Source organism: Telluria sp. ZT3P39 (assembly GCF_059685935.1).
The window spans coordinates 20,678-36,326 of the sequence record NZ_JCASIH010000028.1 but is presented as its reverse complement, the minus strand read 5'-3'; the positions used below and the strand labels follow the sequence as shown (position 1 = coordinate 36,326).

At 61.3% G+C, this 15,649-nt stretch carries 14 protein-coding genes; 7 read left to right on the top strand and 7 right to left on the bottom strand.

Going from position 1 to position 15,649, the window contains the following annotated elements; genetic code table 11:
- Positions 1 to 267: 267 nt before the first annotated feature.
- The 3 genes from AC56LR_RS19190 to AC56LR_RS19180 all read left to right on the top strand — a co-directional run bounded on the left by AC56LR_RS19190 (position 268) and on the right by AC56LR_RS19180 (position 3,177).
- Positions 268 to 1,245, top strand: coding sequence for a GlxA family transcriptional regulator (locus AC56LR_RS19190; protein ID WP_497132705.1), 978 nt, complete (start codon positions 268 to 270; stop codon positions 1,243 to 1,245).
- A 53-nt stretch (positions 1,246 to 1,298) separates the two neighbouring features.
- Positions 1,299 to 2,666, top strand: a complete 1,368-nt coding sequence (locus AC56LR_RS19185) for a serine hydrolase (protein WP_497132703.1) — start codon at positions 1,299 to 1,301, stop codon at positions 2,664 to 2,666.
- A gap of 91 nt (positions 2,667 to 2,757) precedes the next feature.
- The gene (locus tag AC56LR_RS19180) at positions 2,758 to 3,177 is read left to right on the top strand and encodes a RidA family protein (RefSeq protein WP_497132701.1); all 420 of its coding nucleotides are present in this window, start codon (positions 2,758 to 2,760) and stop codon (positions 3,175 to 3,177) included.
- A 25-nt stretch (positions 3,178 to 3,202) separates the two neighbouring features.
- Here AC56LR_RS19180 and AC56LR_RS19175 read toward each other — a convergent pair whose 3' ends face one another.
- Positions 3,203 to 4,294 (bottom strand): AI-2E family transporter, encoded by a 1,092-nt coding sequence (locus AC56LR_RS19175; protein ID WP_497132699.1) that lies wholly within the window; start codon positions 4,292 to 4,294, stop codon positions 3,203 to 3,205.
- Between the two features lie 180 nt (positions 4,295 to 4,474).
- On the opposite strand from AC56LR_RS19175, the gene AC56LR_RS19170 reads away from it, so the two are divergent.
- Positions 4,475 to 4,696 carry a CsbD family protein gene (locus AC56LR_RS19170; RefSeq protein WP_497132697.1) on the top strand — a complete coding sequence of 74 codons (222 nt, stop codon included), beginning with the start codon at positions 4,475 to 4,477 and terminating at the stop codon, positions 4,694 to 4,696.
- A 61-nt stretch (positions 4,697 to 4,757) separates the two neighbouring features.
- Here AC56LR_RS19170 and AC56LR_RS19165 read toward each other — a convergent pair whose 3' ends face one another.
- From AC56LR_RS19165 to AC56LR_RS19155, 3 genes are all read right to left on the bottom strand, one after another.
- On the bottom strand, positions 4,758 to 5,711 hold the full coding sequence (locus AC56LR_RS19165) for a CE1 family esterase (protein WP_497132695.1): 954 nt from the start codon (positions 5,709 to 5,711) through the stop codon (positions 4,758 to 4,760).
- A gap of 87 nt (positions 5,712 to 5,798) precedes the next feature.
- On the bottom strand, positions 5,799 to 8,018 hold the full coding sequence (locus AC56LR_RS19160; protein WP_497132693.1) for a S9 family peptidase: 2,220 nt from the start codon (positions 8,016 to 8,018) through the stop codon (positions 5,799 to 5,801).
- Between the two features lie 72 nt (positions 8,019 to 8,090).
- On the bottom strand, positions 8,091 to 9,509 hold the full coding sequence (locus AC56LR_RS19155) for an MATE family efflux transporter (protein WP_497132691.1): 1,419 nt from the start codon (positions 9,507 to 9,509) through the stop codon (positions 8,091 to 8,093).
- Between the two features lie 165 nt (positions 9,510 to 9,674).
- Here AC56LR_RS19155 and tssF point away from each other — a divergent pair, with 165 nt between their 5' ends.
- From tssF to AC56LR_RS19140, 3 genes are all read left to right on the top strand, one after another.
- A complete protein-coding gene (gene tssF / locus AC56LR_RS19150) occupies positions 9,675 to 11,510 on the top strand; it encodes a type VI secretion system baseplate subunit TssF (RefSeq protein WP_497132689.1) in 1,836 nt (611 codons plus the stop codon).
- On the top strand, positions 11,474 to 12,472 hold the full coding sequence (gene tssG / locus AC56LR_RS19145; protein ID WP_497132687.1) for a type VI secretion system baseplate subunit TssG: 999 nt from the start codon (positions 11,474 to 11,476) through the stop codon (positions 12,470 to 12,472). The genes tssF and tssG overlap by 37 nt, the downstream gene beginning before the upstream one ends.
- Before the next feature lie 89 nt (positions 12,473 to 12,561).
- Positions 12,562 to 13,167, top strand: a complete 606-nt coding sequence (locus AC56LR_RS19140; protein WP_497132685.1) for a type 1 glutamine amidotransferase domain-containing protein — start codon at positions 12,562 to 12,564, stop codon at positions 13,165 to 13,167.
- 185 nt (positions 13,168 to 13,352) lie between these two features.
- Here AC56LR_RS19140 and AC56LR_RS19135 read toward each other — a convergent pair whose 3' ends face one another.
- The 3 genes from AC56LR_RS19135 to AC56LR_RS19125 all read right to left on the bottom strand — a co-directional run bounded on the left by AC56LR_RS19135 (position 13,353) and on the right by AC56LR_RS19125 (position 15,630).
- A complete protein-coding gene (locus AC56LR_RS19135; protein WP_497132683.1) occupies positions 13,353 to 13,706 on the bottom strand; it encodes a hypothetical protein in 354 nt (117 codons plus the stop codon).
- A gap of 698 nt (positions 13,707 to 14,404) precedes the next feature.
- On the bottom strand, positions 14,405 to 15,055 hold the full coding sequence (locus AC56LR_RS19130) for a hypothetical protein (protein WP_497132681.1): 651 nt from the start codon (positions 15,053 to 15,055) through the stop codon (positions 14,405 to 14,407).
- A gap of 38 nt (positions 15,056 to 15,093) precedes the next feature.
- Positions 15,094 to 15,630 (bottom strand): PAAR domain-containing protein, encoded by a 537-nt coding sequence (locus AC56LR_RS19125; RefSeq protein ID WP_497132680.1) that lies wholly within the window; start codon positions 15,628 to 15,630, stop codon positions 15,094 to 15,096.
- Between the last annotated feature and the right edge of the window lie 19 nt (positions 15,631 to 15,649).

Genomic DNA, 15,649 nt, shown 5'->3' with positions numbered 1-15,649 from the left:
GCACTGCGCGGCTTTTTCATGTGCGGATGCCTGGAACGCCATCGTTATCGCGCTGCGCGAAGTAACCCGCGCCGGCAATTTGGCGTGAAATGACTATATTTTGTCATTTACGCCATATATTCCTCCACGTAAGATCCCTACCAACATAGCGCTGTCACCAAGGGGCGGCGCCACCGCCTCTCGGTACACGGGCGCAGCGCCTGTGGAAGCGACCTTGTCCTGCTCCCAGGGCAATATCCAAATGGCAATAATATAAGGATCATCGGCATGTTCACTCCACGATCCCGCCGGCTTGTTTTTCTGACCTATGACGGCATGAACTTGCTGGATCTGGCGGGGCCATTGCAAGCGTTCGCCACCGCCAATCGCATCAGTGAACGTGGTGGCGGCACGGCGCTCTATGAGACCCTCGTCGCATCCTCCTGTGGTGGAAGCGTGACGACCAGTGCCGGACTCTCCGTTGACACGCTGGCACTCGCCAGCCTGGACAGCATGGACATCGATACCCTGATCACGACAGGCGGTTGCAATGGAGAGGAATTCATCACTTGTCCGGACCTCGTTGCCTGGATCGCCAGGCGCGCCACGACCGTTAGGCGGCTGTGCTCGGTCTGCACCGGCGCTTTTCTTCTCGCAGAGGCGGGCCAACTGAACGGCCGCCGCGTGGCAACGCATTGGGCCTGGGCAGAACGGCTGCAGCGGCGTCACCCGCAGATTGAAGTCGACGCCGATGCCTTGTTTATCCAGGATGGTGCGTTATGGACCTCGGCCGGCGTTACGGCTGGTATCGATATGAGTTTGGCGCTGATCGAAGCCGACTTCGGGCACCAGATTGCGATCCAGACGGCGCGACAATTGGTCATGTTCATCAAGCGGCCAGGCGGCCAATCACAGTTCAGCGTACCGTTGACCGCACAGACCAATAGCGACGGCAATTTCGCAGGTTTGCACGCCTGGATCGCGGAACATATCGATGAGGACCTGAGCGTGGTACGGCTGGCCGCACAGGCCAAGATGTCGCTTCGTACTTTCGTGCGTGTTTACACCGCAACGGTTGGGCGAACGCCGGCGAAAACAGTCGAGGCGATCCGAATGGAAGCCGCCTGCCGGGCGCTGGAGTCCACCACGCTGCCGCTGAAGGCAATATCGATCAGGCTTGGGTACGCGGAAGAACAAAATCTGCGGCGGGTATTCCTTCGCAATTTCGGCATCAACCCATTGGCGTACCGTGCACGGTTCTCCTAGCTTCCGTAGATTTTCCCTGTAGAGAAATAACATCAATAACAAGAAAGAAGTGTATGAAGCGTTTCGCCAAAATAATGCAGTTGTCGATCATGTCAATCCTGGCCCTTATCGGACTCATGCCGCCATCGGCTCACGCAGAAATCGATAGTGCCTATGCCGCGCAAGCGGAAGTATTGATAAATGCCTACGTCAAAAATGCGCTGTTCAGCGGTACGGTGCTCGTCGCGAAAAATGGGAAGCCCATTTTCCGGAAGGGATTTGGCGCCGCCAACCGGGAGTGGGCTATACCAAATGCCACGAGCACGAGATTCCGCATCGGATCAATCGGGAAACAGTTTACTGCAACTGCGATATTGAAGCTCGTGGATGAAAAAAAACTTGAACTCGATGAGCCTGTCAAAACGTACTTGCCAGGTATAACGTCGAGCTGGGGAAAGGTCACCGTACGTGAACTTATCGCGCACACGTCGGGCATTCCCAGCTATACGGAACACAAGGATTTCGATGATAAGTTAATCCGGCTCAAACACACGCCGCAACAGTTGCTCGAACTGGTGAAGGCCGTCCCCCTCGATTTTGAGCCTGGTTCGAAATTCAAATATAACAATACGGGATATATTCTGTTAGGACTCATTATTGAAGCTGCCAGCGGGCTTAGCTACCAGGACTATCTTGAGCAAAAGCTTCTCAAACCTTTTAATCTGGTCAATTCTGGCTATGATGATGGCCGCAAGATTATCAAGCAGGCAGCGCAGGGTTATTCCGACGAGGTCGATAATGTCGTCAAGGCAGGGCCCGTCGATATGAGTTTCGCTGGCGCTGCGGGAGGAATGTACGCCACGGTCGACGATCTCCTCGCATGGCAGCAGATGTTAGCGAACGGGAAAATATTGAGCCCTGCGAGCACGGCTGCGATGTTCACAGATGGCGGACATCGCTATGGGCTGGGTTGGTTTATCGCCGAACGGTTCTCACGGAAAGTATATGAGCACGGCGGCACCTTGCCGGGGTTCAATTCCACGCTCGATTACTATCCTGACGACAAGCTTACGGTCATCGTGTTGAGTAACTTCAGCGATGTTTTTTTGGCAAGGAAAATTTCCGACGAACTGGCCCGTTTGGCGCTTGGGCTGCCGCCAGTCCATCGCCAGGTGAGGGTCGACAGCCGTCGATATGCGCTGCTTCAGGGGCGCTACCAGCTGACGCCCGATATGGTTCTCAGCATTGCCCGCAAGGGTGATCGCCTGTTTGCCCAAGCGTCGGGACAGAAACAGCTCGAGATCTATCCGGAAAGCGAATACAGCTACTTTTTCAAGGCAGTTGATGCAGTGCTGACTTTTGATAAGGAAGTGTCAGGCCGGGTTGAATTCGTCACGCTGCATCAGGGCGGAGAAAAGATCAAGGCTAAACGCATCGATTAACGCAGCCAGGCGCGCTTAAAAAAGCTGTTCCAGGCTTGAAAAGAGCGTCATCGGAAGAGTGCCAATCATCTTTGCGACTCGGGAACCGGAAATGAAAAAATTCATCACCGACGGCGGGGGCCTGCCGGCATGGTCGGCGCCGATCAGTCATGCTGTTGTCAGTGGCAACACCTGTTATCTGAGCGGGCAACTGGCTATCGGCGCCGATGGGCATTATATCCCCGGGACTGGACGAGAAGAGGCATGGCGTGCCTTTCAAAATATTGGCCGTGTTTTGGTGGCGGCCGGATTCACGCTGCAGGATCTGGTGTTCGTCGATATAGCCTTCATCGACCTGGCGGACCTCCCGGAGGCGAATACATTATTTGCCGAACTTTTCCCGGAGGCCGCGCGTCCCGCTCGCACCGTTTACCAGGCTGCCCGCTTGCCCTACGATGCTCGTATCAAAGTTTCCGGCATTGCGATACGTGCAGAGCGGCCTCCGTCTGCAACCGGCTACAGCGGCAGTTGAACCGATAGCGGGCGGCGAGCCGACCCTAGCCGGCCTTGTGTTTTTCCCGGGAGTGGTCGCCCAGCACATCCTCGATGTAGAGCATCTCGACCAGCACCGCCAGACCGGCCGCGAGCGGCGTCGCCAGGGCCACGCCGGCAAAACCGAACAGGGTGCCGAACACCAGCTGCATCACGATCACCAGCGCCGGCGGCAGGTCGACCGCCTTGGCCTCGATCATTGGTTGCAAGACATAGCCTTCCACCAGCTGGATGCCGAGGAAGAGCAGGATGGTGTACAGCGCCAGGTCCGGACTGATCGACAGCGCCAGCAACACGGCGGGGATGCCGGCCAGGACCGGGCCAAGGTAGGGAATGAAGTCGAGCAGGCCGGCGATGATGCCCAGGATCAGCGCCAGCGGCACGCCCAGCAGGCTCAGGCCGATGGTAGTGACCACGCCGACGATCAGCATCGACGCCGCCTTGCCCATCAGCCAGCTCGACAGGGTATGTCCCAGTTCCCGCTGGACCTCGCGCGCACGATGGCGCTTGCTTTGCGGAACCAGCCGGATGGCGCCGTTGGTGTACAGCTGGGGCGACGCGGCAAAGTAGATGCCGACAAACAGGATGATGATCACATTGCCCAAGGCGCCCACCACGCCGCCGAAGAACAGGCCGGCGTTCGGCACCATGCTGCCCATCTGCTTGACGATCTGCTCGGGCGGCGGCAGTTCCGCCACGATGCGCTTGAGCAAGGGGTGCTGCTTCACTTCGCTTTGCAGGCGCTCGACGGCGGCCGGGATTTCCTTGGCCAGCTTGCCGGACTGCTCGGCGATCTGGGGCGCCATTGCCCAGCCGCCAATGCCGATGATCGCGAGCAGCAGCAGCACGACCAGGGCCAGTGCGAACTTGCGCTTCATGTGCAGCTTGCGCGCGACGATCTCGCTGAGTTTATACAGCAGGATGGCGCACAGGATGCAGGCGAATACCAGCAACAGGGCGTCGGCGGCCAGCACGACCGCGGCGACGCCCGCGGCGAACAGCACGGCGATGCCGCTGATCATGGTGACGCGGCGCGCGACGCGAGCCTGGGTGTGGGGCGGATCGGCCGCGGGTTCTTTTTCGTGTTGGTCGGTCATGGTTGGGAGCTGGGTGAGCGGCGGCGCCGCGTTGACAAAAGATTAGCATTCACTGGAGCAAAATGTCGCGCGGGAGCGGATGCCGCACTATGTGTGAACGCGAACAGAAGCTCGCCGCGAGCTGCACTATTCTGGTCTCAACGCATGGCCATCCGGGCATGTTTTCTTTAGGAGAAGACCATGAACAAAGACCAAGTTGCAGGCAAACTGAAAGACATCGGCGGCAAGATTCAGGAAGAATTCGGCGATGCAATCGACAGCCCAACGCAGGAAGCCAAGGGCCTGGCAAAGCAGGTCGAAGGCAAGACCCAAGAGAAACTGGGTGACGTGCGCGACGCGCTGGACGATGCGACCGATGGCCGCACGACCACCACGACCACGACGACGACCCGCCGTCCATAACGCGGTTTCATTCGCGTGATGAGAAACAGCCGCCCTGAGGGCGGCTGTTTTGCTTGATGGCTCAGCCTGGTGCGCTCAAGCGCTTGTCCCTGAAAAATTCCCACGCGGCTTCCGCGACCTCGACATCGGCATTCTGAGCGCCGACCAGCGCCTGAATGAAGCTCGGGTAGCGCTTGCGCCGGCTCGGCTCCACGTGGCCACCGCCGTCGATTTTATAGAGTCCCACCTGCATCCTGTCCCCGGCCTCTCCCCACATGTAGCGGGTAGCCCGGGTGTTGCCGGAGTCCTTGTGCCTGACCATGGATACGACCTCCGGTACGTCCGGCAGGCCGGCCAGCTCGCGCCACAGCGTCGCGGTGTCCTCGATGCTGCCCACCGGATCGGCGAACCAGAGGGTGTAGAAATATTTGCCGCCGTAATAGGGCATCAGGGGGTCACGGGTGCCTCCCACGATCAGGGCCGGTACAGGCTGCTCTGGCATCCGGACGCGGCCTGGCGGCGGCATCGAGGCCAGGACTGCCGAGAATGCCGCCAGCTTGTGCGGCAGTTCGGTGGCCACGCGGTAGGCCATGTGGCCGCCGCGCGAGACGCCGATCACATACACGCGCCCCGGATCGACCCCGTGCTCGGCAACCGCATGGTCGATGAGGGCGGCGATGAAGGCCACATCGTCTTGTCTGGCCACGCGCGCATCGCTGGCGAAACAATCGCTCCAGCCGGCTTTGCCCGCACCGGGCGCCGCCACCACCAGGTTTTCGCGCGCTGCAATTTCCAGCCATACCGAGAGGGGCGAGGGCGGGAAGGCCATGCCCAGCACCTGTTCCGGCGAGGCGCCGGCGCCATGCAATACCACGACCAGCCCGCGCCCGGCCGTTGCCTGCGTGGCCGGCGTGGCGATCAGGTAGTCGCGGGTGCCCTCGGGGCGCTCCAGGCTTGCCGGCGCCGGCGCAAGGCAGGGTGCGCAGGTGGTGCTGGTCCCTTGGAAAGCGGTTTGAAACAGGCGTTTGAATGGCATCGGCATGCGTGAATGGAATAAAGAAAGGGCAAAAAAACAGCCGCGGTGTCGGCGCGGCTGCTTCGTCCTGTTACAAGTGTCGCCGGCTTACTTCGCCTGCACGCCACCCAGGTTCTTCTTGAAGAAGGACTCGATCATCCCGTACACGTGGCGCTGGTTGACCTTGCCCGAGATGCCGTGCTTGGCGCCCGGATAAGTCATCAGTTCGAACTGCACGTTGCGCTTGACCAGTTCGTCGATCAGGCGCGTGGTGTTGGTGAACAGGACGTTGTCGTCGGCCATGCCGTGGATCAGCAGCAGGGGCGACTTCATGCCGTCCAGGTGGGCGAACACGCCGCTGCGCTTGTAGGCTTCCGGATCCGATTTCGGCGTGCCGCCGACGAACTGCTCGGTGTAGTGGGTGTCGTACAGCGCCCAGTCGGTCACCGGCGCCACCGACACGCCCATGGCGATCTTGTTGGACGCCGCCGCCAGCAGGCGCAGGGTCATGTAGCCGCCATAGCTCCAGCCGAATACGCCGACGCGCTTCGGATCGACGAAGCTCTGCCTGGACAGCCAGTCGATGCCGGTCAGCTGGTCTTCCACCTCGACCTTGCCGAGGTTGTTGTAGAGGGCGTCGGTGAAGGCGCGCTCGCGGCGGCTCGAGCCGCGGTTATCCAGGCGGAACACCACGAAGCCCTGCTGCGCCATGTACTGGTCGAAGTGATTGCCCCAGGTGCGGGTCACGCGCTGCGAGTGCGGGCCGCCGTAGGTGAACAGGAAGACCGGGTAACGCTTGGTCGCGTCGAAATTGGCCGGCTTGATGATCGAATAATGCAAGGTCTGGCCGTCCTTGGCCTTCATCGTGCCGTATTCGGTCGGCAGGTGGTCGGCGACGAACTTGCCATAAGGGTGGTTCGCATCGAGCGCGTTTTTTTCCAGCCATTCGACCATCGAACCGTCGGCGCGGCGGATCGAGACTTGCGGCGGGGTGGTCGGGTTCGAATAGGTGTCCACGAAAATCTTGCCGTTGCCTGCAAACGAAGCGTCGTGCCAGCCGTCGCCGCTGGTGATGCGCACCGGGGCGCCGGCATTGCTGCCATCGAGCTTGAGCGCATAAGTCTGCTTGTCGATGACGGCGTCCTTGTTCGACGAGACATACACCTTGCCTGCCGTTTCATCGACCGCCAGGATATTGTCCACGCCCCATTCGCCTTTCGACAGCGGGTGCATCAGCTTGCCGTCCAGTCCCACCAGGTAGAGGTGGTTGCGGCCGCTGCGCTCCGAGGCCCAGATGAAGGCCTTCTTGCTCTTCAGGAAGCGCAGGTCGTTGTGGATGCTGACCCAGGTCTTGGAGGTTTCGCTCAGCAGCGGGCGCTGGGCCAGGGTGTCGACGTCGACGGCCACGAGATCGAGGCGCTTCTGGTCGCGGGTCTGGCGCTGATACACGAGGGTCTTGGCATCGGCGCTGAAGTCGGCGCGCACCAGGTAGATGTCTTTCTCGCTACCCAGGTCGACCTTGCGCTGCTGGCCGGTGGCCGGGTTGACGACCATCAGCTCGATCAGCACGTTCGGATCGCCCGCAGCCGGGTAGTGCTGGTCGATCACTTCGGTGCGGTCGGCAAAGATCTCGAAGCGGCGCACGACCGGCACCGGGGCTTCGTCGTAGCGGCGGTAGGCAATCGCCGAATCGTCCGGCGCCCAGTAATAGCCGGTGTGCTGGTCCATCTCTTCCTGGGCGACGAATTCGGCTTCGCCGTTGTGGATCGTGCCCTTGCCATCGGTGGTCAGCTGGCGCTCGGCGCCGGTCTGCAGGTCGATCACCACCAGGTTCTGGTTGCGCACGAACGAAACGTAGCGGCCTTTCGGCGAAATCTTCGGGTCGATCACATTGCCCGAGGCGACCTTGCGCGGCGCATCCGGCTTGGCGGCATCGACCAGGTACAAGTCGCCACCGATCGGCACCAGGAGCTGCTTGCCGTCGGGCGACCAGTTATAGGTCAGGATGCCCGACAGGCCGGCGGTACGGGCGCGCTCGCGGCGCGCTTTTTCTTCCAGCGACAACTCCTCGTTCGGCACCAGGCGCTTGGAATCGACCAGGCGCTGGGTGGTCTTGGTCTTCATGTTGTATTCCCACAGGTCCAGCTGGTACTGGTTGTCGGCACGGCCGCGCAGGAAGGTGACGCGTTCGCCGTCGGGCGACACGCGCAGGTTCTTCACGGCAGCGCCGGCCAGGGCCGGATCGCCGTAGATGCGGTCCAGCGTCAGGCGTTCGGCCGAGGCGGGAGCGGCCGCGAGAGCGGCCAGGAGGAACAGGAGAGGGCGCATGAAATGTCTCTGGTGTAAGTTAATTTGCTACAACGGCGGAACGATACCAGAGTCCCCCTCGAAAAGCTGTAATTACGTCGGGACTTTCAGCGCCGCCCCCTCGCGGATGCGCTGGCGCGCGATCTTCTCGAAGGCCCAGGTGAGCAGCACCGCCGCGATGGTCAATGCCGCGACCAGGCCGATCCAGAAACCGGTGGTCTCCATCGGCGCGGCCGGGACCCAGGGGAACCACTGCGGCGCCAGCCCCAGGATGCAGCCCAGCGGCAGCGACACGCCCCAGAAGGCGACCAATTGGATGAGCATCGGCGGGCGCGTCACCTGGTAGCCGCGGATGGCGGATGCGGTGGCCACCTGGGTGGCGTCGGACAGCTGGAACAGGGCCGCGAACAGCAGCAAATGGGCGCAGGCGGCCTGCACCGCAGGGTCGGAGGTATAGGCCGCCGCGATCTCCCAGCGGAACAGGGCGATGAACAGCGCCGACAGCGCCCCGAAAGCCACCGACATGCCCACGCCGACCCAGCCCACGAAACGGGCGCGCTGCGGATTGCCTTCGCCCATGGCCTGTCCCACGCGCGTCATCATGCCGATCGAAAAGCTCAGCGGCACCATGAACACCAGCGAGGCGAAATTCAGCGCCACCTGGTGCGAGGACACCGCCACCACCCCGAAGCGCGCCACTAGCAGGCTGATCAGGGCGAAAGCGCTGACTTCGGCAAAATAGGTGACGCCGATCGGCACGCCCAGGCGCAGCATGTGGCCGATCTCGGCCCAGTCCGGGCCTTCCCAGCCGGTGAACGGGTAGGTGAGGCGGTAGGCCGGCGCATACCGCACCCAGAACACCATGGCGCCCAGCATCAGCCACATGCCCAGGGCGGTCGAGACCGCGCAGCCGACCGCGCCCAGCGCCGGGAAGCCCCAGTTGCCGTAGACCAGCAGCCAGTTCGAGGCCACGTTGAACAGCAGGCCGAAAATGGCGATCCACATGACCGGGAGGGTCTGGTTGATGCTGGTGGTGTAGCCGTACAAGGCGCGGTAGCAGGCAAAGGCCGGCATGCCCAGGCTGATCACGTGCAGGAACAGGGCCGCGCGGTCGGCGACGTGCTGCTCCAGTCCGACGTGGTCGAACAGCAGGGTGCACAGGTTGGCGAACAGGCAGGCCAGCAAGCCGACGATCACGCCTTTCCACAGCGACTGGCGCACCGAATGCGGGATCTGGTCGTAGCGCGCCGCGCCGATCTCGTGGGCGACGACGGTGTTGATCGCCATCATCGTGCCCATCACGGTGACCAGCACGATCGACCACACCGAGGTGCCGAGCGAGACGGCGGCCAGTTCCTCGGCGCTGACGTGCCCGGTCATCGCCACGTCGGCCACCCCCATGCCCACCGTCGCGAGCTGGCCGACCAGCATCGGCCAGGACAGGCGCCACAGCGTGGCGATTTCGGTACGCACCGGAGCGGCGGTCGTGGCGGAGGAAAGAGCGGCGGTCATGGAGGCTGGGGGCGTTAGCGGGAGCCCGCCATTTTACTGACTAAGCGGCAAGTTCGGGCGGCTCCTGCGCGCAGCGGATAAATCAAGTGCTCATCTGTTCTTGAGCGTGCGCAACAACGCCTGCGCAAAACTGCACGACCTTAGGAGACTAGACAGGAGCGCACCATGGAAGAACTGTTGCCGTATTACGAGCGAGAACTGGTCTACCTGAATACAGTCGGGCGCGAGCTGGCAAGCCAGTACCCGCGCCTGGCCAACGAACTCGGCATGGGCGCCGACGGCAGCGAAGACCCGCACATCCGCCGCCTGATCCAGGCCTGCGCCCTGCTCAATGCGCGTACCGCGAAAAAGCTCGACGACGACTATCCGGAATTTACCGAGGCCCTGCTGGGCAGCCTCTACCCCTACTTCCTGCAGGGCATACCTTCGTGTTCGATCGCCCGCGTGGGCATCGAACCGGGGCCGCATGCCTCCGGCAAGGGCGAGGGTGTGCATGCCGTCCCGCGCGGCACCGAAATGAGCGCCCTGCATGGCAAGGGCACGGCCTGCCGCTTCCGTACCGCCAGTCCGGCCACCCTGGCGCGGGTAGGCGTGGCGAGAGCCCGCTACGAGCCGGTGGTGCATGCGCCCGCCAGCGTGCGCCTGCCGGCACGCGCCACCGGGCAGATCGCGCTCACCATCGAGAGCGCGGCGCCGGTGCGCCTGCTGCAGCAGCAGGGCATGCCGCGCCTGCGCCTGTATCTCGACGCCGACCCGCTGCTGGCGGCCGCGCTGCTCGATACCTTGTTCATGCGCGTCGGCGCCAGCTACCTGGAGGCTGGCGACACCGGCGCATGGCGCCCGCTGGAACGCATGCCGCTGGCGCTGGGCGGCTTCGGCGACGACGACGCCCTGGTGCCGCTGCGCCAGAGCGAGCACGGGGCCTACCGGCTGCTGAGCGAATACTTCGCCTTCCCGGAAAAATTCCACTTCATCGATATCGACCTGGGCAAGCTCGCGCCGATGCTGCCTCCCGCCGCGCACCGCTTCACGCTGCACCTGGTCGTGAACGGCCTGCACGGCGACACCGGCGCCGCGCGCCTACTCGGCACCCTGGGCGCGCCCCACCTGGTGCCCGGCTGCGCCCCGGTGGTCAACCTGTTCCACCAGGCGGCCATGCCGGTGCGGATTACCCACCGCACGGCCATGTACGACGTCGTACCGGGCCGCCACGAGGAAGACGTCGAGGTCTACAGCATCGACGCCGTCACGGTGCTGCGAACCAGCGAGGGCAGGGCGCAGTCGCTCGAATACCGTCCCTACTACGGCTTGCGGCACGGCGAAGGCGGCGAGCTGCGCGAGCGCTACTGGTTCGCACGGCGCGACGACCGCGGCCTGCACCGCCACCGCATGAAGATCGGGTTTACGGATGCCGGCTTTTCGCTGACGGCCGACGAACAATGCGTCGCCTCGATCGACCTGACCTGCACCAATGGCCTGCACGCGACCACTACCGGCGTGGGCGCGCCCGGGGGCGACCTGATGAGCGAGACGGCCACCTGCGGCCTGCCGATCCACCTGCTGCGCAAACCCACGCCGCCGCACCGCTTTCCCTCATCGGGCGGCGCGCACTGGCGCCTGGTGGCGCAATTGGCCCTGAACCACCGTTCGCTGGGCGACCTCGACGCCTTGCGCGAAGTGCTGACGCTCTACGACGTCTCGCGCTCGGCCGCGACCCAGCGCCAGATCGCCGGCATCACCGCGCTGCAGACCCTGCCGTCCACCGCCTGGATCCGCAACAAGATCGGCGCCACGCTGGTGCACGGCACTGAAGTACGCATGACGGTCGACGAGGAGGCCTTCGCCGGCGCCAGCCTGATCGTGTTTGCCGAAGTGGTGAACCGCTTCTTCGGCCTGTACGTGCACATCAACAGCTTCACCCGGCTGGTCGTGCGCTCGAGCCAGTCCGACAGGGAACTCCTGCGATGCGATCCCCGAAACGGCAGCCTGACCCTGGTGTGATCGAGCGGCTGCTCGAGGAACCCTGGCAGGTCGAGCTGTTCCAGGCGATCAAGCTGCTGGCGCGCTGGCTACGGCGCCATGGCGGGGGCGGCTCGCTGGAGTCAAGCATCCGCTTCGAGAACAGCCTGTCGCTGGCCTTTCCGTCCAGCGAAATCGAAGGGCTGGCGCTCGATGCGCTGGAAGATGGCGCCACGCGCGTGCGCCTGCGCACCGCCGTCATGGGACTGCTGGGCGTGAACGGCACGCTGCCGCTGCACTACACCGAGCGCATTGGCGAGTGGGAGCACGCGACGAACGACCAAGGCCCGCGCGCCTTCTACGACGCCTTCTCGAACCGGCAGGTGGCGCTGTTCTACCGCGCCTGGTGCAAGTACCGCGTGCGCGGCGGGCCGGACGAGCATCAGCGCGACCGCTTCCTGGCCCAGCTCGCGGCGCTCGGCGGCGTCGCCGGTCACGGGCAGCCCGAAGCGGGCCTCTCCTTTGAAAGCCTGGCCTATTTTGCCGCCCAGCTGCGCAGCCGTGTGGTGTCGGCCGGCCTGATCGCGGGCGTGCTGGGCGAATACCTGCAGGTGCCGGTGAAAGTGGAGCAGTTCACCGGCCGCTGGGACGTGCTCGGCCCGGGCGAGCGCAGCCGGCTGGGTGCGAACAACTGCGAAGTCGGCATCGGCGCCACCCTTGGCGACCGGCTGCCGCGGCCCGAGCTGGGCATCCGGATCCGGGTGGGGCCGGTGCCCAGCACCGTATTCCAGCGCTTCCTGCCGGGCGCCAGCGGGGCGCGCGGCATTGCCGCCTTGTTAGAGCGCTTCGCCATCGACATTCCCTACCGCGAACTGCAGGTGGTCCTGCGGCGCGAGGATGTCGGTGGCGCCAGCCTGGACGGCAGCATGCGCCTCGGTCTGGACGGCTTCCTGAGCACGCGCGCCAACCGGCACGACCGCGACGACGTCTGCTACCTGCTGTAGCCACGTTTCCCAAGTCTTCCGCGCGACGCCTGCGGAGCTGGCGACCTACAATCGTTTCCAACGATTGAACGAAACCGACAGGAGGATATATGGGCGAAGAAGCAGACCTAGTGAGCGAAAAAGACCTGAAGGGACGGCGCGTTGCGGTCCTGATGACCGATGGCGTCGAGCAGGTCGAATACACCGGACCGCGCAGTTTTCTCGAGCAGAAGGGCGTGCAGGTCACCCTGATTTCGCCGAAACAGGCCGGCGAGGAAGTCCAGGGCATGAACCACGACCAGCAGGGCGACCGGTTCAAGGTCGAACTGAGCCTGGCGCAGGCGAACGCCGCCGACTTCGACGCGCTGCTGCTGCCCGGCGGCGAGGAAAACCCCAAGCGGCTGCGCCAGATCCCGGAAGCGATCGCTTTTGTGAAGGCGTTCGACGATGCGGACAAGACGATCGCAGCGATCTGCCATGGCCCGTGGCTGCTGATCGACGCCGGCATCGCCGAGTCCAGGCACCTGACCAGCTATCCCGAAATCAAGGAAGACTTCGTCAACGCGGGGGCGGAGTGGACCGATGACGAGGTGGTGGTGGATGGCAAGCTGATCACGAGCCGCAAGCCGGCGGATATTCCGGCGTTTAACGATGCGCTGATGAAGGAATTGATGGTGATGCAGCAGGCGGGGGCGGATCCGGGGCCGACGTCGTAGGTTCGGGTTCGGTTAGCTGGGTGAGTGCATGGCGTTCTGGGGAACCGGGGCGCCATTATCTTGTGCTATTGGGTTACTGCTTAGTGCTATGGAAGCGCTTTTGAATGTCCGGCATAAAATGAATACTTTACGGGTATATAGGCTATCCAAAAAATCAGACTTGAGAAGGTGCGCAACGTGCGACTTCATGGGCTGAAGCTTCCAGGAAACATAAATATCGCAGACAAAATCGCGACGTGTAATGAGCAATAATAGCGGTGAATCCAGTTCATCGGCAGGGCAGTTCCGGTGTTGTAAATGGCTGCGCTGGCAATAAGATAGGGTGCTACGGACAGAGGAAGGCTCGCCATGTAGGCAAACATTGCTCCGAAATTTACTTTTCCGGTCGCAACTATATCGTACGCGACGAAATACAGCGTGCAGGTTTGAGATCCCAGACTGATGAAAAGCATCGACGCAATCAGCGCAATCATCAAAGGGCGTCTGATCGTACCGGCCTTGATCGCCAGCTTTGCTGAGCTAAATATCGTATTCCGCAAGCATCCTCCGCACGCATTTCCGAAGATTGACGAAGTCAGGCGCCATATACGAGCATTCGTAACTGCGCTCGGTTTCTATACAAAGTTTCCTGGTAATAAGAACATGACAGTCAGGATAAATAAGTGTGAGCCAAGATAACATCCATGAATCCATTTCATTCGAAGTCTGATGTTTGCGCAGTAAATAATAAGCACGGCAGCGATATAGGTTGGGACGGAAAATGCAAGACTCGCACTGTAGCCGAAAGCGGTGACAATTCCGGTATGGTGCAAGATAACTAAGTCGGAAATTAGCATGAGCAGGATATAGGCCTGAAGTCCCAAACTGATCAAAATAAGGGAGCCTGCAACTGTTTTCAGGGCGAACCTCATATTCTTTGCCGATTTTTTTAGTTATTGCGGAGCAAACGTTCCAGGAAAAGAAAACATGCAGAGCCATATAAAAACGTGTGAGCCAACATATATGGCGTGAATTTTTTTCAGGGGAATTTCATTTCGCACGCTGTATGTGATCGCCCATGCGCTTAGATAGGTGGTCAAGGAGAAGGGTAGACTGGCGCCGTAAGCGAGTCCCGAGGGAAATCCTACACTCCCAAAGGTGAACAGCTCGAATACGACTAAAACTACCACATAAAATTGCAGCGCGAAGCTCACGGATGCCAAGGCTATGCCAACGGCCTTGAGTGCAAACTTCGTATTCATCTGAGTCCGTGGCTGTAGATGAATTTTGCTAAATCGAGCCTTCTGTTTGCTCCATTTGCACTTGTGCTTGCATAATAAAAATGACCGGTTCCCTCGCCGGTGTCCTTGGTCTTCTTCAGTTGCAGGAAGAGGCAGGGTATGGAAAGCAGAAGAGGAATCTGTGGTATTCCAGCGTATATCGGGTCCCCATGCTCCATCAGGTCTTTGACGACAATTTTTCTTATATTCTTTTGCTTCTTTAAGAGTTCCAAAAACTCTTTGTCGATTGGGCTTGCGACAAGAATCAAATGGTCAACGACATGCCCATTGTGGGCATAAAATTGAGCAGTTTGCGCAGCGACCAAGCTGCCGTAAGAATAGCCTACCATATTGAATTGCGGTGATGAATTGCTTTCCATTCCGTGAATCGTCCAGTCCTCGTCGATTGGGCTGTCCCGGTATCGAACACTTAGGCCCGAACGTATAGAGTCGACCGACATGGTATAAGTTCTGGTTCCTCGAAAAACATCTTGTATGCCGACAGCTTGTAATGCAGCGAGTTGATCGGAAATATACGGGCCGTCCAGTCCAGCTCCACCCCAATAAATTGTTCCTCGAGGTTTATTGACCTTGATCGTGATGGGCGTGGTGTCGGATTTCAATGTCATCGCAGCTTTCGCTGTGGCATACGAAACCGGTCCCGACCTCATACCCTTGCTCCGCTGTAGCCTTCAGGCATGATTTCAATAGACACTTCGGATGGGTCGTCGGCGGCGACCTTGGCGGTTTTTCCATCCGCGTCAGTTTTTCCTTCAATCGTCTGACCATTGAATGTAAGCCGATAATGGCGATTGGAAAGGGGCTCATCGGATTGTTCGTCGCGTAGCAGGAAATGCTGGTCGTAGCCTTCGTTGGCCTTGCCAGCCCATTCCCCTGAATCATTCTTAACGAATCGGACGGGCGGCGCATCGCCGGAAGCTTGGCTGACGCCGTCCTGGCCGTTGAGCGTGGAGACGAGGGGGCAACCTGCGCTAGTTTTCATGCCGTGCAGCACCCGGCAGCCGGAATTGGAGAGTATCGAGCGTGCAAAGCCTTCGGTAATCACACAGCTTTTCTGGCAGGACATTTTCGCGCCCTGGAAGGTGAAGGCCCGCCCCGCATGCGTAAACGTCCGCTCCCCTTCGGCCACAGTGCCACCGCAAGCAGCCTGGTCTCCGACTCTGATCCATCCGATGATGTTCATGCGTAATCCCTCACCAGTA